The 20,679-nt window shown below is 59.3% G+C and carries 20 protein-coding genes and 1 pseudogene; 6 read left to right on the forward strand and 15 right to left on the reverse strand.

Annotated elements, in window-relative coordinates; all coding sequences use genetic code 11:
• Positions 1 to 76 precede the first annotated feature (76 nt).
• Positions 77 to 268: pseudogene (locus V7650_RS07815) on the forward strand (IS3 family transposase); the annotation flags it as partial.
• A 135-nt stretch (positions 269 to 403) separates the two neighbouring features.
• Here V7650_RS07815 and V7650_RS07820 read toward each other — a convergent pair.
• The 11 genes from V7650_RS07820 to V7650_RS07870 form a co-directional block, all read right to left on the reverse strand.
• Positions 404 to 1,597: an IS701 family transposase gene (locus tag V7650_RS07820; protein ID WP_442955272.1), complete on the reverse strand. Its 1,194-nt coding sequence runs from the start codon at positions 1,595 to 1,597 to the stop codon at positions 404 to 406.
• A 169-nt stretch (positions 1,598 to 1,766) separates the two neighbouring features.
• Complete coding sequence (locus V7650_RS07825; protein WP_100092246.1) at positions 1,767 to 2,750, reverse strand: alpha/beta fold hydrolase; 984 nt, start codon at positions 2,748 to 2,750, stop codon at positions 1,767 to 1,769.
• A 29-nt stretch (positions 2,751 to 2,779) separates the two neighbouring features.
• Positions 2,780 to 4,384: a flavin-containing monooxygenase gene (locus V7650_RS07830; protein ID WP_100092245.1), complete on the reverse strand. Its 1,605-nt coding sequence runs from the start codon at positions 4,382 to 4,384 to the stop codon at positions 2,780 to 2,782.
• Positions 4,381 to 5,994, reverse strand: a complete 1,614-nt coding sequence (locus V7650_RS07835) for an acyl-CoA synthetase (protein ID WP_176278813.1) — start codon at positions 5,992 to 5,994, stop codon at positions 4,381 to 4,383. Before V7650_RS07835 ends, V7650_RS07830 begins: the two co-directional genes overlap by 4 nt.
• A 62-nt stretch (positions 5,995 to 6,056) precedes the next feature.
• Positions 6,057 to 7,148, reverse strand: a complete 1,092-nt coding sequence (locus tag V7650_RS07840; RefSeq protein WP_100092243.1) for an acyl-CoA dehydrogenase family protein — start codon at positions 7,146 to 7,148, stop codon at positions 6,057 to 6,059.
• Entirely contained in the window at positions 7,148 to 8,398 is a 1,251-nt protein-coding gene (locus V7650_RS07845; protein WP_100092242.1) for an acyl-CoA dehydrogenase family protein, read from the reverse strand. Before V7650_RS07845 ends, V7650_RS07840 begins: the two co-directional genes overlap by 1 nt.
• 7 nt (positions 8,399 to 8,405) lie before the next feature.
• Positions 8,406 to 8,882: a Zn-ribbon domain-containing OB-fold protein gene (locus tag V7650_RS07850; RefSeq protein WP_100092241.1), complete on the reverse strand. Its 477-nt coding sequence runs from the start codon at positions 8,880 to 8,882 to the stop codon at positions 8,406 to 8,408.
• The gene (locus V7650_RS07855; RefSeq protein WP_100092240.1) at positions 8,879 to 10,069 is read right to left on the reverse strand and encodes a thiolase C-terminal domain-containing protein; all 1,191 of its coding nucleotides are present in this window, start codon (positions 10,067 to 10,069) and stop codon (positions 8,879 to 8,881) included. The genes V7650_RS07850 and V7650_RS07855 overlap by 4 nt, the downstream gene beginning before the upstream one ends.
• Positions 10,066 to 10,845: a ubiquinone biosynthesis protein COQ4 gene (locus V7650_RS07860; RefSeq protein ID WP_240616811.1), complete on the reverse strand. Its 780-nt coding sequence runs from the start codon at positions 10,843 to 10,845 to the stop codon at positions 10,066 to 10,068. The genes V7650_RS07855 and V7650_RS07860 overlap by 4 nt, the downstream gene beginning before the upstream one ends.
• 20 nt (positions 10,846 to 10,865) lie before the next feature.
• Positions 10,866 to 12,008: an NAD(P)H-dependent flavin oxidoreductase gene (locus tag V7650_RS07865; protein WP_100092238.1), complete on the reverse strand. Its 1,143-nt coding sequence runs from the start codon at positions 12,006 to 12,008 to the stop codon at positions 10,866 to 10,868.
• 55 nt (positions 12,009 to 12,063) lie between these two features.
• Positions 12,064 to 12,804 carry a FadR/GntR family transcriptional regulator gene (locus V7650_RS07870; protein ID WP_100092237.1) on the reverse strand — a complete coding sequence of 247 codons (741 nt, stop codon included), beginning with the start codon at positions 12,802 to 12,804 and terminating at the stop codon, positions 12,064 to 12,066.
• Positions 12,805 to 12,986: 182 nt separating this feature from the next.
• Here V7650_RS07870 and V7650_RS07875 point away from each other — a divergent pair, with 182 nt between their 5' ends.
• The 3 genes from V7650_RS07875 to V7650_RS07885 all read left to right on the forward strand — a co-directional run bounded on the left by V7650_RS07875 (position 12,987) and on the right by V7650_RS07885 (position 14,850).
• Positions 12,987 to 14,249, forward strand: a complete 1,263-nt coding sequence (locus V7650_RS07875) for a cytochrome P450 (RefSeq protein ID WP_100092236.1) — start codon at positions 12,987 to 12,989, stop codon at positions 14,247 to 14,249.
• Between the two features lie 30 nt (positions 14,250 to 14,279).
• The gene (locus V7650_RS07880; protein WP_100092235.1) at positions 14,280 to 14,606 is read left to right on the forward strand and encodes a 2Fe-2S iron-sulfur cluster-binding protein; all 327 of its coding nucleotides are present in this window, start codon (positions 14,280 to 14,282) and stop codon (positions 14,604 to 14,606) included.
• 70 nt (positions 14,607 to 14,676) lie between these two features.
• Positions 14,677 to 14,850 (forward strand): hypothetical protein, encoded by a 174-nt coding sequence (locus V7650_RS07885; protein WP_164088927.1) that lies wholly within the window; start codon positions 14,677 to 14,679, stop codon positions 14,848 to 14,850.
• A 549-nt stretch (positions 14,851 to 15,399) separates the two neighbouring features.
• Here V7650_RS07885 and V7650_RS07890 read toward each other — a convergent pair.
• The 4 genes from V7650_RS07890 to V7650_RS07905 form a co-directional block, all read right to left on the reverse strand.
• Entirely contained in the window at positions 15,400 to 15,732 is a 333-nt protein-coding gene (locus V7650_RS07890; protein WP_206169918.1) for a hypothetical protein, read from the reverse strand.
• A gap of 15 nt (positions 15,733 to 15,747) precedes the next feature.
• Positions 15,748 to 16,170 (reverse strand): NUDIX domain-containing protein, encoded by a 423-nt coding sequence (locus V7650_RS07895; RefSeq protein WP_206169917.1) that lies wholly within the window; start codon positions 16,168 to 16,170, stop codon positions 15,748 to 15,750.
• 103 nt (positions 16,171 to 16,273) lie between these two features.
• Complete coding sequence (locus V7650_RS07900; protein WP_240616810.1) at positions 16,274 to 16,978, reverse strand: AarF/UbiB family protein; 705 nt, start codon at positions 16,976 to 16,978, stop codon at positions 16,274 to 16,276.
• A gap of 172 nt (positions 16,979 to 17,150) precedes the next feature.
• Entirely contained in the window at positions 17,151 to 17,744 is a 594-nt protein-coding gene (locus tag V7650_RS07905; RefSeq protein ID WP_335653125.1) for an AarF/UbiB family protein, read from the reverse strand.
• 238 nt (positions 17,745 to 17,982) lie between these two features.
• Between V7650_RS07905 and V7650_RS07910 the strand changes: the two genes are divergently transcribed.
• Positions 17,983 to 19,110 (forward strand): HlyD family secretion protein, encoded by a 1,128-nt coding sequence (locus V7650_RS07910; RefSeq protein ID WP_100092233.1) that lies wholly within the window; start codon positions 17,983 to 17,985, stop codon positions 19,108 to 19,110.
• Positions 19,107 to 20,678 (forward strand): MDR family MFS transporter, encoded by a 1,572-nt coding sequence (locus tag V7650_RS07915; protein ID WP_100092232.1) that lies wholly within the window; start codon positions 19,107 to 19,109, stop codon positions 20,676 to 20,678. Before V7650_RS07910 ends, V7650_RS07915 begins: the two co-directional genes overlap by 4 nt.
• Position 20,679 lies beyond the last annotated feature (1 nt).

Below are 20,679 nucleotides of genomic sequence, written 5' to 3' on the forward strand. Positions count from 1 at the left end.
TTGCACCCATCACGCTCAACCAAAAACTGGTCTACTTTTGCGCCGCCATATGGCCTGATTTTACTCCGCCGTTGACAATTATGACAGCCATGCCCAGCTGACCGCGCATCTCAACGACTTCATTGACGCCTACAATTATGGTCGGCGGCTGAAGACCCTCAAGAGACTCACACCCTTCGAATACATCTGCAAAATGTGGACAACTGAACCAAACAGATTTACACTTAATCCAACTCATCAAATGCCTAGCATTACAGTTGCATTTTAATTTTGAGATGTGCTTTTCTGGCAGCCGCCTGATGCGCTCGTCTCCAGCATGACCATGCGATGATATAGGCAGGTTGGATACGGCGGTGCGCAAGTTTGTTGGCGATGCGACGGACTTCTTGAATGGACCAGCGGATTAGATCCTGATGGTCCTCATCTTGGGTCTTTTTTGGGGCGTGACATTATTGGCGCGATATCGGATCACCGCCATCATCGCAAAGGCAAGCATGACGAGGGACACATGGCGGTGCCAGCCATGCCAGGACCGGGTTTCGTTATGGTCGAGGCCAAGCTCGTTTTTGGTAGTCTCGAAGCTGTCTTCGATCGCCCAGCGGTGTCCTTCGACAGAGACGAGCGTCTGGATGTTCGTGCCAGATGGACACCAGGTTGTGAAGAAAGCCATGTCACCGTCAGCAATGTTGCGCCGTATCAGCAGCCCGCGAGTCCAGAGACCTGTTTTCGCCTCATTATATTCATCGGCATCAAGATCGGCAAGTTCGAGATAGGCCCAGTCATGGAGCCTTAGACCCTTGGTGCCCTCACCAGCAGAAAGACGCTGCCACGCACCGGGTTCGAGTTCCTGTGCGATCTCGCGGGCCATTCCACCGATCGCAGGTGTACGTGACCACGAGCCAAAAAAATGATTGGATTTAACGCCAAGGACATACCCTTTACAGGCGCGTCGCAGGGCTTGTTCGACATCGCCAACCCCGTACACTGCATCTGCTGCAACCCATGAGAACGGCACATCGGTTGCCAGCGCACGCTCGATCATCTCCACAGCAAGTGCAGGCTTGGTGGCGAAGGCTACCGCTTCAGGAACGTGGGTCGCAGCAAGGCGCGCTGGATCGCCGGTCCAGCTCTTGGGCAAGTATAAAGCGCGATCGATAAAGGCATGGCCCCGAGTAGACACATAAGCAGCAAACACGCCGATCTGACAGTTTGTGATTTTGCCAGCCGAGCCGGTATATTGGCGTGCAACGCCGCACGATGATTTTCCCTGCTTGAGAAAGCCGGTCTCATCAATGACCAGAACCGCGTCGTTAGCGCCCAGGTTCTCCATAGCATATTCGCGCACGATGTCCCGCAGCCCGTCCGCATCCCAGCGACCACGGCCGAGGATGGCCTGTTGCCGCCAAGGTCCCGGATCACCAGCAGCCTCGGCGCGCATCCAGCCCGTCTTGCGCCGCTCATCGCCCAGCAAGCCGTCCAGAAACAAATTCGCCGAGGCGGCCACACGTTCCTGCGTGAACAGCCCGCGCATCCGGCCCTTCACATCCCGCAGCGAAGATGACCAAAGTTCCAGCGTCGTCTCGATAGATGCACTCATTATCTATGACCTCCATATCATGGAGACCCATTGATTCAGAGCTTGATCAAAAATGCAACTGTAATGCTAGACTAAACACCTAGCTTCAAATCAAGGTATCAAAATTCATATTTGGTATTCTCGACCACCCAATTCATCGAAGATATGACAGGTCATTCTAACATTGCGGTTAGCGTTCGTGGGAGCTTTTCCAAAAAGAAAGAACGCTCCTGAGAGCTGCGACAAAGGCCAATGGCTGATCGAGCATCAGGTGGTGGCGGGCTTCCGGTATGGCTATTATCGGGATGTCGTTTCCACCCATCTCGCGGATGTAATCGGCAGAATCCTGTGAGAAGAGCAGACTGTTACCGCCGTGCACGATTGCTTTGCGGCCCGGCGCTTGCACCAGCCGCTTACCCATGTTCAGCCACTCCTCGGGCCTATTGCTCCGCCGGAAAACCTCTGGTGAGAATTTCCACGTCCAACTGCCTCTTTTATGCTTCAGCGAATGATACGCAATATAATCTAGCAGGAATGGCTCCTCGGCGGGCTGAGGCGGCGATAGGATGTAGCGCGCACGCGCTGCTTCATAGCTGGGATAGCGCTTGTTGGGCTTGTCCGGATTCCCTGATCCCGGGCTCGACCGATCGTTCTTCCAGTATTTTTCAAGCAATTCAGGGCGCATGATCATAAGGTCGCATACGACCACTCCAGCAAAGGCGTCGGGCGACTGGGTCACGGCTGTCAGCGCGGCACCCGAACCGAAGCTGTGCGCGATGATCGTTGGCTTTTGGCCATCCGCAAACATGTTCAGGGCCTCGGCAACCTCGGTGAATTCCCTCCCGCGGGCCGCCGTGTCAGCTGCCCCCCGCATTTCGCTGTCCCCCATACCCGCCAAATCGAATGCCACGACATCATATTCTTCCGCGAAGAACGGCGCAATAAAAGCGAAGCAGCGGGCATGGGCGAGGAAGCCATGTGTCATTAGCAATTTGGGCTTATCGGGGCTGCCCCAGCGGAGATAGTGCACCTTGGCACCGGAAATCTCTACATAAGCTTCTTCGCGCGGCACGTTCAGTGCTGCTATGAACCATTCGGGCAGGTGCGAACCGTCCCCGGCCCACAAGGAATCGATGTCAGTCGGAAGGTTGTTTACAGGGGTCATTTCATTCATTGCGCGAAAGGTTCCTTGTTGGTGAGTTTTTAGGTGGCGAATCCGCGATAGGCATTTTGCGCTACGTCGTCGCATACGGCGGCATAGCCAACCACGCTTGGGAAATTGATAAGCTGGCGCTTCTTGCTCGGGATGTTTGCGCCCATGTACCAGGAGTCCGCTTCGGGAAAGAGTGTCATCGCGCCAGCTTGGGCGACTATTTCGGTCCAGGTCGTCTCGGCCTGCGGTTCGGCATCGAAGAGCTTGATCCCGCCTTGCCTCAGCCATATCAGAAAGTCGCAAATCCAGTCGCCTTGTATCTCAGCGCTCGTTGGGCCGTTCGCAAAACCTGATGGGCTCAGGGGACCGTAAGAAAACAGCATATTGGGAAAGCCCGTCACGGACATGCCCAGATAGGCGCGCAAGCCATCGTTCCAGGCCTGTGCCAAACCGAGCCCGCCCAGCCCGGTTATATTCATGTCGATCAGTCCGCCGCGTCCGGCATCGAAGCCTGTTGCAAAGACGATCAGATCGCAGTCAAACGCCCCATCCTGAGTTTCGATACGGTCCGCGCTGATCCGGACGATCGGCGTTTCCTTCAGATCGACGAGCGCGACATTTTCCTGCGCAAAAATCTCGTAATAATTCTGTTCCAGCGATGGCCGCTTGGTGCCGAAGGGGTGGGGCGGCTCGGCAGGAGCAAGTTTTTCCGCAAGCGCCGGATCGACGATCCGCTCCCGGACTTTGTCGCGCCAGAAATCATAAGCGTAGCGGTTTGCTTCGCGGTTGGTGAGCATATCCGCAAAATTGTGATACCAAAATTTTAGACCGCCGCGCTGCCAGAGATGCTCGAAATGTGCGGTGCGCTCCTCATCGCTAACCTCAAGTGCCGATTTTTCCAGCGACTGGTATTCAAAACCCCCGCTGGTCTGCTTGCGTTGTTCGAAAATGGCCGGATACCCCTGCTTTTCGCACACCTGCCCTTCCTCGGTCATTGTCTCCTGGCGCATGGGAAGGGCCAGGATCGGCGTCCTCTGAAACAGTGTCAGCCGGTCTGCTGATTTTGCTGCCTCCTGTGCCACCTGCACACCGCTGGCGCCGGTGCCGATCAGGCAAATCTTGCGGCCTGCCAGATCAATGCCTTCCTGAGGCCAGCGCGCGGTGTGGCACCATTCGCCAGCGAAGGTGTCGAGGCCGGGAATGTCGGGGACATAAGGCTTCGACGCGAAGCCGAGAGCCGGCAGGAGAAACCGCGCTGTCACCGTGTCCCCACCGTCCAGATGCAGGCGCCAGAGCGATGCCTTTTCGGCGAAGCGCGCGCTTTCGACCCTCGTGCCCAAACGCATGTGCGGCCACAGATCGAGGGTATCGCAGACATGACGAAAATAGGTGCGCAGCTCTTCCCATCCGGGAAAGCGCTCGGTCCAAGACCATGTCTGCCATATATCTGGGAGTGAGAATTCGTAAAGCGGAACCTGCGAATCGACCCGCGCGCCCGGATAGCGGTTCCAGTACCAGATGCCGCCGGGCTGGGCGGCAGCATCGACCAGCAGGATATTGAACCCGGCCTCGCGCAGTTTGTGAAGCAGGTAGATGCCGCTGAAACCGGCACCGACGATCACCGCGTCATAGTCTGGCGTGGTCTTGCCGCTCACGCTGCCGCCCTGCTGCCTTCCGCAATTTTCTTTGCCGCTGCGTAATCCGCCTTTCCGTTCGAGGCGCGCAGAGGCGTGTCGGTAGGATGGATCGCCTTGGGCGTTTTATATCCCGCCAGCTGCTGGCGGACGTGATCCTTTACAGCTTGCTCATCAAATTCAGCCTGCTTGTCGAGATGAACCACGGCGGTTACCGCTTGACCCCATTTTTCGTCCGGCACGCCGACCACCAGCGCATCGGCGATGGCGGGGTGGGTCTTCAGCACTTCTTCGACTTCTTCGGGATAGACCTTTTCACCAGCGGTGTTGATGCACACGCTGCCCCGGCCGAGCAGGGTCAGGCTGCCATCGGTCTCCACGTGGCACCAGTCGCCCGGTATCGAGTAACGCACACCGTCGATTGTCTTGAAAGTCTTGGCCGACTTTTCGGGGTCCTTGTAATAGCCGACCGGGATCGCACCCTTGCGCGCGATAAAGCCGGGCACGCCGCTGCCCGGTTCGACCGTCTGGTCGTTCTCGTCGAACACGTCGCAGAACTCGCCGATGCCGAATTTGGCGGTGTTGGTGCCGCCTTGCGCGGTGGTGACCGAAAGGCCGTAGCCGAGGCCTTCGGAAGCGCCGAAACTGTCCATCAGGATGACTTGAGAAATGTGCTTGCAAAGACCGGCCTTGACCTCCTTGCTCCACATCACGCCGGACGAGATGATCGACACGAGGCTGCTGGTATCCCAGCGGCCGGGATGTTCGTCGAGGGCGCGAAGCATCGGCTTGGCGAAAGCGTCACCCACGATTGCGATACTCTCGACCTTGTGTTTCTCGACCGTCTCCCACAACTCTTCGGCATCGAATGACGGGTCGGAGAGTGTAACGATTGCACCGCCCGACATCAGCGCGCCGATCCCGGTGATAAAGCCTGTGCCGTGCATCAGCGGGCAGGAGGGGAGGGTGCGGCGTCCCGGCCCCTGGCTCTTGATCAGCGCGACGTTTTCTTCGTGCGACTGCGGCACCGGGCCGAGCAGCTTTTGCGCGTCGAGCTGCGCCTTGCGCATGTCGTCGTGCCGCCACATCACGCCCTTGGGCATGCCGGTGGTGCCGCCGGTATAGATGAACAGCAGATCGCCTGGTGAGCGCTCGATGCCTAGAGGCGAACCGTCTCCCTGCGTCGTGAGATGTTCATAGGGAACGGCGAAAGGGGCGATTTCCGACGCATCACCGATCTCGACGAAAGTGTGGACCTTCTCAAGCCGGTCCTTCAGCTCAAGGATATAGTCGCGAAATTCGGAGCTGTAGACGATCACCTCGCTGTCGGAATCGTCGAAGATGTAGAATACTTCTTCGGGCACGTAGCGATAATTGATGTTCACATGCGTGAGCCGACCCTTGAAGCAGGCCGCCATCAGCTCGCCGTATTCGGGACGGTTTCGCATGTAGAACGCCACCTTCGCTCCGTCGACGGCACCGCGTTCCCGCAGGTTGCGCGCGAGATTGTTCGAACGGACTGACATTTCCGGCCATGTGATGATCCGGTCGCCATGGATCAGCGCGGGCGCATCCTTCGGCATGGCCGGTTCGATAGCATCAAGAATGTCGCCAAGGTTCCAGTCGATCACGTTTCCATCTCATCTCTTGGCGGGGCGCCGCTTGTCTCGCGGCGTCCCCGCAGCTACTTAAATCACGCTGCCCGGGTCCACCCCTGCCGCGCTGCTGCTTCGGCTCTCACCGCTTCGGGGCCGCCAAGAACCTGGCGATCGAAACCGATCCGCTTGAACCAATAATGGAGCCCAAGCAGGTCGGTGAAGCCCATCCCGCCATGCACTTCGGTGGAAGTGCGCGCGACGAAGCGATACACCTCGCCGGTATGCGATTTCGCATGGCACGCGGCGAGCGTGGCTTCATCCGACGCCGCGTCGAAAGCATGCGCTGCGTACCAAATCAGGGAGCGGCATGGTTCGTGACGGGCTGCCATTTCCGCGCACATATGCTTGACCGCCTGAAAGCTGCCAATGATCCGCCCGAATTGTTCGCGCTGTCCGGCATAATCGACCGCCTTCTCAATCATGGCCTGACCCGCGCCGAGGCTGTCAGCGGCCAGGATCACCCGGCCCGCATCGCGCAGCCGTGCCGCAGTCGCTCCGCCATCGTTGGCCAGTGGTTCGGCCGCAACGGTCTCGAACCGCATTTCCCCTACGCTGCGGGTGCGGTCGATCGTCGTCAGCGGGATTTTCTCCAGCCCCGGTGCATCGGCGGGGACGAAGTGCATCCGCCCCGCGGTATCGGCCACCAGGAAGGCCTCGGCGCCGGTGAAATCGAGTGCGAACAGCGCCGTGCCGTCCAGCTTGCCGCTGTTGCAGGTTACGCCCGCCCCGTCGCGCGCCTCAATAGTCTCGGCAATGGCAACGGCGATCTGCGCTTTGCCGCTGGCGATCTGAGGCAACCACTCAGCCTGCTGCTGCTCGTTGCCGGCTTGCGCCAGCGCGATGGGTGCAAGCACATGGCTGGCGAGAAACGGCACCGGAGCGACCGCATAGGCAAGCTGTTCGGCCACAATAGCTGCATCTAGCAAGGTCATACCGAGGCCGCCATGCTGTTCGGGAACCATCATTCCTGTGATGCCCAGTTCGCTCAGTGCAGACTGCACCTTTTCGCTGTAAGAAGCTTCGCCTTCGGCGCACTCACGCACATGGTCGAGCGGGCAGGTGTCGGCGAGGCATCGCGCGACTGTATCGCGCAGCATCTGCTGGTCTTGCGACAGTCCGAAATCCATCAGGCGGCTCCCTGTTTCTGGCGGGCCGCGACGGCGGCGCCCTGTTCGGCCGGCGCAGGTTTGGCCAGCTTAGGTTCGCGCGGCATATCGAGACCGCGTTCGGCGATGATGTTCTTCTGGATCTGCGCGGTACCTCCACCGATGATAAGGCCCAGCTGGAACATGTAGTTCCACTGCCACGCGCCTCCTTCGCGCTCGCGATTGCTACCGTGATAAAGGATGCCGATCTCGCCCATGGCGTCGATCGCCAGAGCCGATATCTGATGCGCCAGTTCGCAGCTTTGCAGCTTGACAATCAGCTTGGCCATGCCGCCGGGTTCGCCCTTCAGATTGTCCGAAAGGATACGCATTCCGTTGTATTTCATCGCTGCAACTTCGGCCTGAAGCGCCGCCAACCGGTCGCGCAGCACGGCATTGTCGATCGCGCGGCCTTGGCCGACACGTTCTTTCTGCATTAGCTTGACCAGTGCCTGAAATCGGTTTTCCAGCGCATCGGGATCGCCCAGCATGCCGCGTTCGTGACCCAGTGTCGCATTGGCGACGAACCAGCCTTGACCACGCTGGCCGACGATCTGGTCCATCGGCACCCGCACGTCGGTGAAGAACGTCTCGTTAAATTCGGCGTGACCGGTCATGGTCTTGAGCGGACGCACCTCAATCCCCGGCGTATCCATCGAGAATATCAGATAGGAAATGCCGCCGTGCTTGGGCGCGTCAGGTTCGGTCCTGACCAGGCAGAAGATCATGTCCGCCTGCTTGGCCGTGCTGGTCCAGATCTTCTGGCCGTTGATCACGAATTCGCCGTTTTCGATCCGCGCGCTGGTTTTCAGGCTGGCAAGGTCCGATCCCGCGCCGGGCTCGGAATAGCCCTGGCACCATACGACCTCGCCTTTCAGCGTCGGCTCGACCCACTGGCGTTTCTGTGCCTCAGTTCCCAGTTCCAGCAGTGTAGGGACCAGCATCGATATGCCTTGGTTGGCAAGTCCGCCGGGAATGCCGGCGCGCGCGAATTCCTCGGCGATGATTCGCGATTTGAGAATGTCGGGCTCGGCCCCGTAACCCCCGTATTCCGTGGGGATCGTGCGCGCGGTATAGCCATGTTCGATCAGCAGCTTTTGCCACTCGACCGCCTCGGGACAGGGGCGGGCGGCCCGGCCCTGCTCGGCTGGCGCACGATTCCCGTACGTCTTTAAGAATTGTCGCACTTCCTCGCAGAAAGCGTCATATTCGGGTCCATATTCGAGATCCATTTCGTGCTTATCCTTCGTGGGGTAGGTTCGTATCGGGGCGGAAAACCGGCAGGCGGAAATCCGCGCCGATCAGTTCGAAATCGAGCGTTACCGGAAGGTCCAGCTCTAGCTTGTCGCGGTCGCAATCGATCAGACGCGTGGCCATGCGGACGCCTTCTTCCAGTTCCACCACCGCCGAGACGAACGGAATGTCAGCGGCAAAGGCAGGGTGCAGAGCCTGATGTGTGACCGTCCAGGAAAACAGCGTACCTTTTCCGCTGCTTTGCTCCCAAGAAAAGTCGGGCGAGCCGCATTTTGCGCACATGTAGCGCGGCAGGTGGCGGAAGGTGCCACATTCGCCGCAGCGCTGGAAATAGAGATTGCCGTCCTGGCAACGGTTCCAGAATTCCTGTTCCACCGGATCCTGCGGGCGCGGTTGCGGCTTTGGCGGCGCCTTCTGCGCCGAGGCACGCATTTTGGGCGGAAGATTCTTCTCGTCGCTCATGCAAACCTCCTCAGGATAGCGATACTGCCATCGCCCAAGTCGCCCCAGCCGGTGACCAGCCCGGTCTGCGCGCCTTCGACCTGGCGTTCGCCGCAATCGTGGCGCAGTTGACGCACCGCCTCGACCACGTGGTTGAGGCCCCAGACATGCGCTTCGCTCAGCAGGCCGCCATGGGTGTTGACCGGATAGCGCCCGCCCAGCTCGATCTGCCCGTCGGCGACAAATTCACCCTGTCCGCCCGGTTCGCAATAACCCAGCGCTTCGAGCTGTAGCAGGACGACATAAGTAAAGCAGTCGTAGATCTGCAGGAAATCCATGTCCTCGCGGCGAACGCCCGCCATGTCGAAGGCGCGCGGGGCGGCATAGCTGAGGCCGATTTTGAACGGATCGGGCCGGGAAGGAATGTCGTCGGCCGGATAGGGATGTCCCTCGGCTGCGCCCGCAATGCTGACGGGGACATGCGGCATGTCTTTTGCCCGGTCCATCCGCGAGACGACGACCGCGCAGGCTCCGTCGGTTTCCAGGCAGCAATCGTAAAGGCGGAAAGGTTCGGAAATCAACCGCGCCGAGTGATAGGTTTCCGCGTCCAGCTCGCGCCCATAGGTAAAGGCCTGCGGATTCATCTGCGCATGGCGGCGGCAGGCCAGCGCGACGGCCGCCATTGCGTCAGGCCCGACGCCGTAAAGCTTTGAATGGCGGGTCGCGAGCCAGGCATACATTTGCACCGGCAAAAACACGCCATAGGGACTGTAATAGCCTTTGACCGTGTTGGTCAGCGTGTTCATGTTCATCGGCCGCGTCGGCGGCGCACCTGGCTTGGGCCTGAGCGCCGAATATCCGTTCCAGCCCAGCGTTATGAGCACATGGTCGCACAGGCCGCTGGCGATCGCCATTGCCGCGTTTTGCAGCGCCGTAGTCGGGCTGGCCCCGCCCATATGCACTGTGGCGGCATAGCGCAGCACATCGATACCCAGATTGGCGGCCATTTCCTCTGACGTCGTATAGATCGGCGGCGGCACCATGCCATCGATATCGGAAGGTTTCAGCCCGGCATCCGCGATGGCGCGGCGCGATGCTTCCAGCATCATGTCCACTGCGGTGCGTTCGGTGCCTTTGACGAAAGCGGTTTCGCCAACGCCAGTGATAGCGGACCTGTCGCTGAAGCTTAGGGCGGCGGGACCGTTCATGCCTGCAGCTCGCCTTGCCGGCGCGCCTGAAACTCACGCTCCAGTCGCTGTGAAAGATCACGCACGCCTACATATACTGCCGGGGGCTGGAGGTTCAGATCGCGGCGCACTTCCTCAAGCGGGTGATCGAGGTACCTTTCCCAATAGAAAGTGGTCAGGTCCGCTGCCTTGCGACCCAGTCGCCACGCCTCAAACGCGGCGCGCGCGACGGGGAGCTGCCATTGCTCCGCCAGCAGTTTGGGAATACCGACCGCAACGATGAAGGTGATGCCGTGATTGTAGAATTGTGCATTGCCAAAAGAGAGTACGCACAATTCGCCCAATGCATCGCGGCCATAACCGGTCACCACATGGAACAGATCGTGCGAATCGCGCAGACGTTGGCGATAGAGCGTGACCGCAGGATCGCTGAATTCTGCCATGCCGCTTGCCTCGCTCGCCTCGGCCAAGCCCTGAGCGGTCAGTCCCTCGCCATAGACGAAATCGAGATAAGCGCGGCCAAGCGTCCCCGGCGCGCAGCGCGCCAGACGCTCCCGGTCGCTGAGCGTGCCGAGCAAATCGGCCCGTTCCGTCAGGATCGTCTGCCCTTGCGGCGAGGCGGCGAAGCGGCGGAAGTTGCGGTAGTAGGAATTGCCCGATAGCGCCTGGACGATGCGAAATACCTGCGAAGTGTCTTCCTTGTCCGCTATCAGCCGGCGCATTGCCGAAAAGGCTTCTCCAGGGCGAATGCCGCGGCGCAATTCGTGCCCTTGCGGCAAGTTTGGTACTTCGTTCATGACAATACCTCCGTCGCGGTTCACGAGTAGGACTTGGCGGATGAAAGCGCCTCTTCGGCCCCCGTGACGAGATCCTGCATGACCTCGGAGGCGGGACGGATCGCGTCGATCAGTCCGATCCCCTGACCTGCGAAACCGGGAATAACGTCTTTTCGCTCCGCCTTGATGCCGGAGGCCATTACCGGCCCGGAAATCATCGATTGGTACGGCATGGGGAGGGGCTCTTTGCCCGCCTCAACCCATGCATCGGCCCATCTGTTGCGAATCATGCGCGCAGGCTTGCCGGTAAGAGAGCGGCTGACCACCGTGTCGTCCTCGCCGCTTTCGGTGATCGCTTCTTTCTGGAAGTGTTCGATACCCGCTTCCTCGGTCGCGAGGAACGCCGTTCCGATCCATGCGCCCTCGGCGCCCAGCATCATCGCGGCAGCAACGCCGCGGCCATCCGAAATGCCGCCGGCACCGATGACGGGAACGCGATCGCCTACCGCATCGACCACTTGCGGGATGAGCGAGATGGTGCCGATCGGCGAATTGTGACCGCCACCATCGTGACCCTGCGCCACAATCATGTCGATGCCCGAACCGACCACTTGCTCGGCATGTTTAACCTTGCCGATCACCGCCATGACCTTGGTGCCATTGGCATGCAGGCGGTCCATCCACGGTTCGGGATTGCCAAGACCCGCAGCATAGACGGACACTTTTTCCTCGATCACCACTTCCATCTGCGCTTCAAAGAACTCCTTCGAGAAGAGCTGAGGCCCGCCTTTCCCCATTTCGGGGGCGCCAGCCGCCCGCATGGCCGCCTCAGTATCAACTTGAGGAAGGCCTTCGCGGTCCATGAAATCGCGGGTGAACTGCTGGTATTCGCCCAGCAGTTCCATCGGATTTTCGGGTGCGCCACCGCTCTGCGGTGCGGATCCGCGCGTGACCGAGGCGGGCAGCAGCGTATCGACGCCGAAGGGCTTGTCGGTCAGCTCGCGGGTCTGACGAATCCAGTCGCGCAGCTGTTCAGGCGAACACGCCGCCGCACCCAGCACGCCCAACCCGCCCGCATTCGATACTGCCGCGGCCAGTGCCGGAACGCTTGCACCGCCCATGCCGGCCAGCAGGATCGGATATTCGATTCCCAGCATTTCACAAATTCGGCTTCTCAGTGCCATTTTCTCTTCCTCTCCGCATGGATGCCTTTTGGCACGCTTCAATTGGTTACAACTGCTAAATTTGCCCCCATTTGACCCGTTGGGACACCAGTTCCGGGCTGCGTTCCGCAAGATAGGATGCCGAGCCCGAGACGAGGCGGCTCATCGCCTGCCGCGCAGCTGCCTGGTCGCCAGTGCGCACCGATTCGAGAACGCTGCGCAAAAATCGTAGTTGGACCGCTCGCTCTTGTGCCGAATACCCCAGCGAGTTCGAGAATTCGCGGGTCAGCAAATGCATCGTCGAGGTTAGCAAGCCAAAGAGCGGATTGCCGCTTGCCCAGCCAAGCAGGTCGTGAAAACGGCGGTTCAGTTCCTCGAAATTATTGTCGGCTTCATTGCGCTCCAGTTCTTTGAAGCAATCGGCAAGTGCACTCAGGTCGCCCGTGGTCGCGCGCAGCGCGGCATAGGCAGCGACATCGGGCGCAATCGCCTCGCGCAGTTCCAGCAATCCGCGCAGGTCCGCTTCCATGAAATGCAGGATCAGCGACAGGCTATTGGCGAAATCACCAGTCTGCGGGCGTGCCACCACCGGCCCGCCTCCGCGCCCCAGTTGCAGGTGGATCACGCCCTGGAGTTCCAGGAAGCGCAAGGCTTCGCGCAAGGTCGCACGGGCAACCTCGTAGCGCGCCAGCATCTCGTCCTCGTGCGGCAGCCGGTCCCCAGGAGAATGCGCCCCCGCCTCGATGTCGCGCACGATGTTCTGGGCGAGCGATAAGGCGCGCTTGGTTTTCTTCACTGTTTCGACCTGCGGCTGCATCGTTGCCCCTTGGCTAAAGTCGTATAACATTTAAAAGCGTTCAATGCCCGCTGTCAATGGCCTTGAAACGATAGGGTGGGGTAAAAAGTAGAAAATATTATAAGCTTTCTTGACAAGAATCGGCTAGACCATTATTTTTGTAAGATTAGGGCAGGATTGCTTGCGGGAGAGGAAGACAGGATATGAATACCCAGATCATGGAAATGGATACTGCAGACAAGATCGCCGCGATTCCGATTGAAGAGATCGACGTTGCCCGGCCAAGCCTGTTCCAGAACGATACCATCGGATTGTTCTTTGATCGGCTGCGCAAGGAAGATCCGGTTCATTACTGCCGCGACAGCTATGTCGGCCCTTATTGGTCGATCACCAAGTTCGACGACATCATGGCGGTCGATACCAACCACAAGGTGTTCTCGTCCGAGGCGAAGCTTGGCGGTATCGCGATTCAGGACATGCATTCGGTTGAGGGTGCGCTTGACCTGGAAATGTTCATTGCCATGGATCCACCCAAGCACGATCAGCAGCGAAAGGCTGTGACGCCCTCGGTCGCGCCGTCCAACTTGCAGCAGCTGGAACCGATCATTCGCCAACGTGCCGCCAAGATTCTCGACGACCTGCCGGTCGGTGAGGAGATTGACTGGGTCGACAAGGTTTCGATCGAATTGACCACTATGACGCTCGCGACGCTGTTCGACTTTCCCTGGGAAGAACGGCGCAAGCTCACCCGCTGGTCGGACATCACAACGGCTGCGCCGGAAACTGGCATCGTCGAATCCTACGAGGCGAGGCGCGAAGAGCTCATCGAGTGCGCAATGTATTTCAAGGGGCTGTGGGAACAGCGCATCAATGAGGAGCCAAAGAACGACCTGATCTCCATTATGGCGCACTCCCCGGCGACAAGGGACATGCCCTTCCTGGAATTTCTGGGTAACCTTCTGCTGCTCATCGTGGGCGGCAACGACACGACCCGCAATTCGATCAGCGGAGGCGTGCTGGCTCTTAATGAGAACCCCGATCAATATCGCAGGCTGTCGGACGACCCTTCGCTCATTGGCAGCATGGTGCCGGAAATCATCCGGTGGCAGACGCCGCTGACCCATATGCGCCGCACTGCGCTCCAGGATTGGGAGATCGGCGGCAAACAGATTAAAAAGGGCGACAAGGTCGTGATGTGGTATCTCTCCGGCAACCGCGACGGCAGCGTCATCGACCGAGCGGACGAATTCATTATCGACCGCAAAAATCCGCGCCATCACCTCTCTTTTGGCTATGGAATTCATCGCTGCATGGGCAGCCGCCTCGCCGAACTGCAACTGCGTATCATCTGGGAAGAGATTCACAAGCGTTTCTCAAGGGTCGAAGTGACCGGCGAGCCTGAGCGCCTGTTTTCAAATCTGGTGCGGGGAATCACCAATCTGCCGGTGCGTTTGCATGCCCGCTGATTGTCCGAACCAAATATTGCGGAGATAGAAATGGTAAAGGTAACGTTCGTCGCGAGCGACGGAGAGCGCCGGGAAGTCGAGATCGACAAAGGCGAAACCGCGCGCGAAGCGGCATTGTTCAACGACGTGCCGGGTATCGACGGCGATTGCGGAGGCGTTTGCGCCTGCGCGACCTGTCACGTTCATGTCGACCCCGAATGGATCGACAAGGTCGGTCGGCTGCAGGAAGACGGGATGGAAGCCGAACTGCTGCAGTTCGCCGAAGGCACTACAGAATACAGCCGCCTCGCGTGCCAGATTCCGATGAAGCCGATGCTGGACGGCCTAGTGCTTCACGTGCCCGAACAGCAATATTGATCCATCGAGATAGATCTCGCAATCCTCGCCCAATCGATGGAGAAGCAACCCTGATCCTCAGATGGAGACCATGATGGCGACCCAGCTGAAAGAGAACACCCACGCGGACGACGACGCGTTTCGCACAGAAGTACACGAATTCCTTAGCGAAAAATTCCCGCAAGAACTCAAGAGCAAGGTCAACCTTGCTAGCAGGCCTGAAAATTCCGACAAACGAAACGCCTCTTCATACAAAATGGCGTGAGTCATATTGGTGCTCGGGGCTGGGCACGCCCACTGGACCCAAGGCATATGGAGGCAGTGGCAGGCTGCTGCCGAGATGCTCGATTTGGCGCAGGCATTGTTCGACAGCACGCTTGACTACCTGAAGCAGCACGTGCGGTTCAACCAGATGCTCGCTTCTTAGCGCTTCAATACCGCGCTGAGCTTTCGCCTGCCGCTAGCTGCGCGAGGAAGGCTAGCTAAGCGGCATGTGGGCACGCAACTCTCGCGCCCACGATCCGAGCGGTCGTCTCATCCGCCCGATCATTTTTCGCAGGTGCTGAGACTGTCCGTCGAACAGCACAGTGGAGGTTTAAATGCATTCGGGCCTACTTCTTTCGTAAGCGAGTTCGGCACCGACTTGCTGCCAACCTCTGCCTTCCTCTCAGCAGGTTGATTCTTCCCCCGTCAATTCTGTCCGCCCCCGAGTCCAATCAGAACAGCCCGGGCTGGACGGCCTGCGAATAGGCGGAACTGTTTGCCCTTCATTCGAACACCCATTCGTTCAGGAGCTATCGGGAATGCAATCTCGTCAACCTACTACTTCACTGGCTGCCCCATAACCCGCACTCTCGGGAATGGTGAGAATGTTCTTCCCGTCACGCTGAACGATTTTCGGGAGGACTGGCGCGATCAAGCGCGCTTCGGCACGTTCGACGCAGTCCTGCGCACTGCTGGCCTGGGCCAGCAGTTCCAGGTTCAGCCTGGTGGGAAAGATAATCGTCCGCTCCCCGGCTTCGCCCATAGCCAGTGCGCCGCCAGGTGATAACCATTCGGCATCCACGGTTTCGTAGCCATCGCACGCCGCGATCTGGCGTTCGGGAGCGCGGGCGACGTAGAACCAAGTGTCGAAGCGCTTGTTCATGAAGGTGGGTGTGATTCACCGAGCGAAATCGCTAAGCCTGTCCAGCCGCAATTGCACATCGGCCTCACGAACCACGTCGAGGAACGCGAGTTCGCCTTGTTCGACCGCCTTGCGGCTTGCCGGGTCGCAGGAACCCTCGAAAGCGCTGCCATCGCTTTTATCGGCCAGCAGGATGCCCGCTTCCTCATAGGCTTCGCGAACTGCGGCGATCCGCAGGGTCCGCTGTGTCGGTTCAAGTGTGTCCCAGCCGGCGCAATGGTCGGCCCATTGCGCAGCATCATCACCCGTAGCTGGTTTCCCACCCGGAAAGACCAGCGCGCCGGAGGCAAAGTCGATCTGGTGGTGCCGCTTTACCATCAGCACTTGGAATTCCGGCTCGTCGCGCAGCAACAACATGGTGGCTGCGGGGACGGGATCGACGGGTTGCGGGCTGGTCATATTTCTCTCTCCGGTTTGATCTTCGCTTATTTGTGTTGGCTTTAAGACATGGGCAGTCGGCTGGTTCAATTCCATTTCCGGACCAATGCGATCAGTGCGAGCGCTAGGGTGATCCCTGCCAGCACCCACGACTGGTCGGGTCGATGGTCACGGGAATCGAGCCAGATCGGGCGATAATGGTGGCATTGCCGATTAGGTCTGGCAGGGAAGCCGAAAGACCGAACAGTCGGCGGCGCAGCTTGGTGAGCTGGCTGCGGGTCGCACCGAACGAGAACCGTTCCGACAGCAGTTCAATAAGGATGGGTCTGGTCTCTTCGGCAATGTTGTAGTCTGGCGCGAACGCGAGGACAGGGCCTTCGGTCGTCAGCAGTGTGCGCAGCAGGATGGCAAGATCGGGCGGCAGGACGAGGCTGTATTCGCGCAGAAGGCCGAAAACCCGGTCGAAAAGCGCCGATAATTCGATCCCCGACAGCACCGTGCCGCGAAATTCTTCGATGATATGGTCCAGATCGAGGGCGAGCTGGTCGCGATCCACCGCCGGATTGCCGGCCCAGTCGAGCAGCAGATCGGCAACGTCCTCCGCCTGTTCGTCGGCGATTGCGAGGATCAGACGGACGATTTCCTGCCGACTCGCTCCGCTGAGAAAACCGACCGCGCCGAAATCGATGAAGCCAACCTGGTCAGCATCCATCCGGAAAATATTACCGGGATGGGGGTCGCCATGGAATTTGCCATTGAGGATCATCATCCGCAGCACAGCATCGGCATAGCGTTTGGCAAATACGATGTTTCGCGCCTTCTCCGCCACACGGTCGATCTGCGATGCGGTGCGATCTCAACCGGTCGATGCAACACAGGCGTTCCAGCACATTCACCCGCAGGCCGGTGAGATGCCAGTGTATCGCCGGGGACTTCGCTCCCAGCGTTTCAAGGTAGCCGCCGATCCGCTCGCAGGCCCGCGCTTCTGCAGCGAGGTCCATCTAGCGGGCCAGGTTCTTGCCGAAGGTCTGGAGGAACTCGACTGGACGATAGCGGGCGATGTCGCTCGACCGCCGCTCGGATAGCTTCGCCAGCCGCACCAGTATGCGCATGTCTGCTTCCAGTCTGGCCGCAGTGCCCGACCGTCGAACCTTCACGATCACGTCACTGCTATTCAGCAAGGTTGCCGTATAGGTTTGGGCGATAGAGGCGGAGGCCATCGGATCGCGCTCGAATGCCGTGAAATCTTCCTCCCACTTCTCGCCCCAACTGGCGACGAGAACAGGCTCGATCGCGTCAAACGGCAGGGGCTCGACCCGGTCCTGAAGACTGGCCAAGGCGTCTATCCACTCGTCAGAGAACACATCGCCGCGCGTTGCGAGAAGTTGGCCGAGTTTCACACCGATCGGGCCAATATCGCGCAGCAAGGCAACCATTGATTTCGGTCGCAAGTGCTCTGGACTGACATCTTCTTCCGGAAAAGGTGCAATTCCAAGGGCATTACCCAGATTCATTGCACCGTGACGGGCAAAAATTCGACCGAGTTCCGCCAATCGCGAAAGGTCGCCTATGAGTTTTTCCGAATCTCCGGGCATCTGGCTCAGTCCGTTGCGTCCGGGAGTTTTTCAAGGTTCTTGGATATCCGATCATCGTCAGTGATTATCTCCCGACGGTCTTTCGATTCGCGCACTTGGAGTTCATAGATGGCCATGGGATTGCTTTAGCCAACTTGGTATGAAACACCAAACAAATATAATAAAGTGCTTTACGATCTGTAGGGCTATCTCTAACTCACCCGTTAAATGAATCGGGATCGATAGAGTGAGCGGACAAATGAAGGATATTTCCGAAGCTGTAGAGGGCGACAATGAACCGGCTGCGGGATCGCGTTCCAACAGGAAACTACGCCTGTTCATCCTCGCGGCGGTGATCGTGGCCGTTCTTGCAGGTGCCTGGTGGTATTATCGTTATGTTACCTACGGGCAATACATGCAGTCAACCGACAATGCCTACGTTGCAGCGGACAGTGTGGTGGTCTCTTCCAAGGTGGCCGGATACGTCGATGCGGTGCTGGTTTCGGAAAACCAACAGGTTGCCCGCGGCGAAGCACTGGTCCAGCTCGACCTGCGTGATTACCGCGCCCAAGCCGCTCAGGCACGCGCCCAGATCGCGGCCACGGTGGCCGGTGCCGACACGATCCGCTCGCAGGTGAGCGAACAGAACGCCGCGATCCGCCAGGCGCGCGCGCAATTGGCCGTCGCGCGCGCGACGCTAGACCTTGCCAACAAACAGGTGAACCGCTATCGCCCGCTCGCCGCCAGCGGGGCGGAACCGCGCGAAAAACTCGACCAGTACGTGACACAAGCGCAGCAGGCTCGGGCCGAACTTGCCTCCGCGCAGGCTGCGGTCGCGGCCGCCACAGGGCGCCGCGCCACGTTGTTTGAGCAGATCGAGCAGACCCGGGCACAGGCCGATGCTGCTCGCGCGCAGCTCGATGTTGCCGACCTCAATGTCTCTTCGACCCGGCTGGAAGCGAGCAGGGCAGGGCGCATTGGTGACCTGTCGGTCCGGGTCGGGCAGTTCGTCCAGCCCGGCCAGCGGCTCATGACTCTGGTGCCGGTGAGCCAGATCTACGTTACCGCCAATTTCAAGGAAACGCAGGTCGGTCTCGTGCGACCGGGTCAGCCGGTCAGACTCGAAGTGGATGCATTGCCAGATGGCAAGATTGCTGGAACGGTGGACAGCATCTCGCCCGGAACCGGGGCCGAATTTTCGATTTTGCCACCAGAAAACGCGACCGGGAACTTCACCAAGATCGTCCAGCGTATCCCGGTCCGCATATCCATCGACGCAGCACCCGAAGTGCGCCGCCTGCTCGTGCCCGGCATGTCGGTCGTCGCTACCATCGACACCCGCGGTGCCGTCGGCGAACTCGAAGAGATTTCGAGCGCTGCCGAATGACCGAGGCAGCGCCTGCCCAAGCTGGCCCGACCGGTGCTCCAACCAAGCCGCAGAATGCCGACGTCACTGCCTGGGTCGCGGTGGTGGCGGGCGCGCTCGGCGCTATGCTGGCGACCTTGGACATCTCAATCGTCAATTCCGCGCTTCCCGTCATTCAGGGCGAAATCGGGGCGACCGGTACCGAGGGCACCTGGATCGCTACCTCCTTTCTCGTCGCCGAGATTGTCGTCATCCCGCTCAGCGCCTGGCTGGAGCGCCTGTTTGGCTTGCGTACGCTGCTCATCATCGCCGTGACTGCGTTTACAGGCTTCTCGATACTATGCGGGATCGCGACCGATCTGACGACTATGATTATCGGTCGTACAGGTCAGGGATTTATGGGCGGCGTACTGATTCCGACTGCGATGACGATCGTGGCGAAGCGGCTGCCTCCCCACCAGCAACCCATCGGTATGGCGCTGTTCGGCATGACCGTCGTCTTAGGTCCGGTCATGGGGCCGCTGATCGGCGGATGGTTGACTGAGAATCTTAGTTGGCACTACGCCTTCTTTGTCAATGTCCCGGTCTGCGCGACCCTCCTCTTGCTCCTATTCGTAGGTTTGCCACACGAAAAGCCGAACTGGGAATATCTGACCCAGGCAGACTGGGCCGGTATCCTTGGCATGATTCTCGGGCTTGGTGGACTGACGGTCGTGCTGGAGGAAGGCCACCGCGAGGAATGGTTCGATTCCTCTCTCATCCGATGGCTTACCCTGATCACTGTAATCGGGTTCGCGTCCCTCATCTACGGTCAATTGTACGCCTCCAAACCCGTTCTTAAACTCCGGCTACTCTTAAGTCGGCAATTCGGGAGCGTCGCTGTGATGGCGCTCGCGTTGGGGATGGTGATGTATGGCTCGATCTACGTTATCCCACAGTTCCTGGCGATTATATCTGATTACAACGCCTTCCAGACCGGGCTGGTAATCTTCTGGATGGGTGTGCCGGCGTTCCTGTTGATGCCGGTTCTACCCTTCATGATCCGTCGCGTTGATATCCGCATCGCAGTAGGGGCTGGTATGCTCTTGATGGCCCTTAGCTGTTTTGTGAGCACCAGCCTTACAGCCGAATCCGGTGGCGCAGTGTTTACCGAAAGCCAGCTAATACGCGGGGTGGGTATGATCCTGGCGATGATGTTCCTCAACCAGGCGACTGTTGCCTCGGTGGCGAAGGACGAAGCCGGCGATGCTTCGGGCATCTTCAATGCCGCGCGCAATCTGGGGGGGTCATTCGCATTAGCGGGCCTCGCCTCGTTCCAGGACCAGCGCACCTGGCATCACAGCCGCCGGATGGAAGAAACTCTGAATGCAAACAGCGTCTCGCTGCAGAGCTACCTGGATTCGCTGGCGCGGACCTTCGGCGGTATGGATGAAGCAATGGCCGTGCTGGACCGGACCATCCAACGTGAAGCCTTTGTTATGACCTATAACGACGTGTTCTTCGTGATGGGTCTGTTGACGGTGATAACGGTGCCGCTTGTCGTGTTCCTCAAGCCGCTGCCCAAGAACGTTTCCCTCTCGATGCACTGAT

It is taken from the genome of Parasphingorhabdus sp., assembly GCF_036964565.1.
Taxonomy (GTDB): Bacteria; Pseudomonadota; Alphaproteobacteria; order Sphingomonadales; family Sphingomonadaceae; genus Parasphingorhabdus.

What these genes read in the sequence shown, in the direction of transcription:
- V7650_RS07840 (WP_100092243.1), bottom strand. Translation starts at nt 7,148, where the DNA reads ATGGATTTCGGACTGTCGCAAGACCAGCAGATGCTGCGCGATACAGTC.
- V7650_RS07885 (WP_164088927.1), top strand. Translation starts at nt 14,677, where the DNA reads ATGATGGCGACCCAGCTGAAAGAGAACACCCACGCGGACGACGACGCG.
- V7650_RS07915 (WP_100092232.1), top strand. Translation starts at nt 19,107, where the DNA reads ATGACCGAGGCAGCGCCTGCCCAAGCTGGCCCGACCGGTGCTCCAACC.
- V7650_RS07860 (WP_240616811.1), bottom strand. Translation starts at nt 10,845, where the DNA reads ATGAACGAAGTACCAAACTTGCCGCAAGGGCACGAATTGCGCCGCGGC.
- V7650_RS07865 (WP_100092238.1), bottom strand. Translation starts at nt 12,008, where the DNA reads ATGGCACTGAGAAGCCGAATTTGTGAAATGCTGGGAATCGAATATCCG.
- V7650_RS07875 (WP_100092236.1), top strand. Translation starts at nt 12,987, where the DNA reads ATGAATACCCAGATCATGGAAATGGATACTGCAGACAAGATCGCCGCG.
- V7650_RS07850 (WP_100092241.1), bottom strand. Translation starts at nt 8,882, where the DNA reads ATGAGCGACGAGAAGAATCTTCCGCCCAAAATGCGTGCCTCGGCGCAG.
- V7650_RS07870 (WP_100092237.1), bottom strand. Translation starts at nt 12,804, where the DNA reads ATGCAGCCGCAGGTCGAAACAGTGAAGAAAACCAAGCGCGCCTTATCG.
- V7650_RS07880 (WP_100092235.1), top strand. Translation starts at nt 14,280, where the DNA reads ATGGTAAAGGTAACGTTCGTCGCGAGCGACGGAGAGCGCCGGGAAGTC.
- V7650_RS07895 (WP_206169917.1), bottom strand. Translation starts at nt 16,170, where the DNA reads ATGACCAGCCCGCAACCCGTCGATCCCGTCCCCGCAGCCACCATGTTG.
- V7650_RS07825 (WP_100092246.1), bottom strand. Translation starts at nt 2,750, where the DNA reads ATGAATGAAATGACCCCTGTAAACAACCTTCCGACTGACATCGATTCC.
- V7650_RS07845 (WP_100092242.1), bottom strand. Translation starts at nt 8,398, where the DNA reads ATGGATCTCGAATATGGACCCGAATATGACGCTTTCTGCGAGGAAGTG.
- V7650_RS07820 (WP_442955272.1), bottom strand. Translation starts at nt 1,597, where the DNA reads ATGAGTGCATCTATCGAGACGACGCTGGAACTTTGGTCATCTTCGCTG.
- V7650_RS07910 (WP_100092233.1), top strand. Translation starts at nt 17,983, where the DNA reads ATGAAGGATATTTCCGAAGCTGTAGAGGGCGACAATGAACCGGCTGCG.
- V7650_RS07890 (WP_206169918.1), bottom strand. Translation starts at nt 15,732, where the DNA reads ATGAACAAGCGCTTCGACACTTGGTTCTACGTCGCCCGCGCTCCCGAA.
- V7650_RS07905 (WP_335653125.1), bottom strand. Translation starts at nt 17,744, where the DNA reads ATGCCCGGAGATTCGGAAAAACTCATAGGCGACCTTTCGCGATTGGCG.
- V7650_RS07855 (WP_100092240.1), bottom strand. Translation starts at nt 10,069, where the DNA reads ATGAACGGTCCCGCCGCCCTAAGCTTCAGCGACAGGTCCGCTATCACT.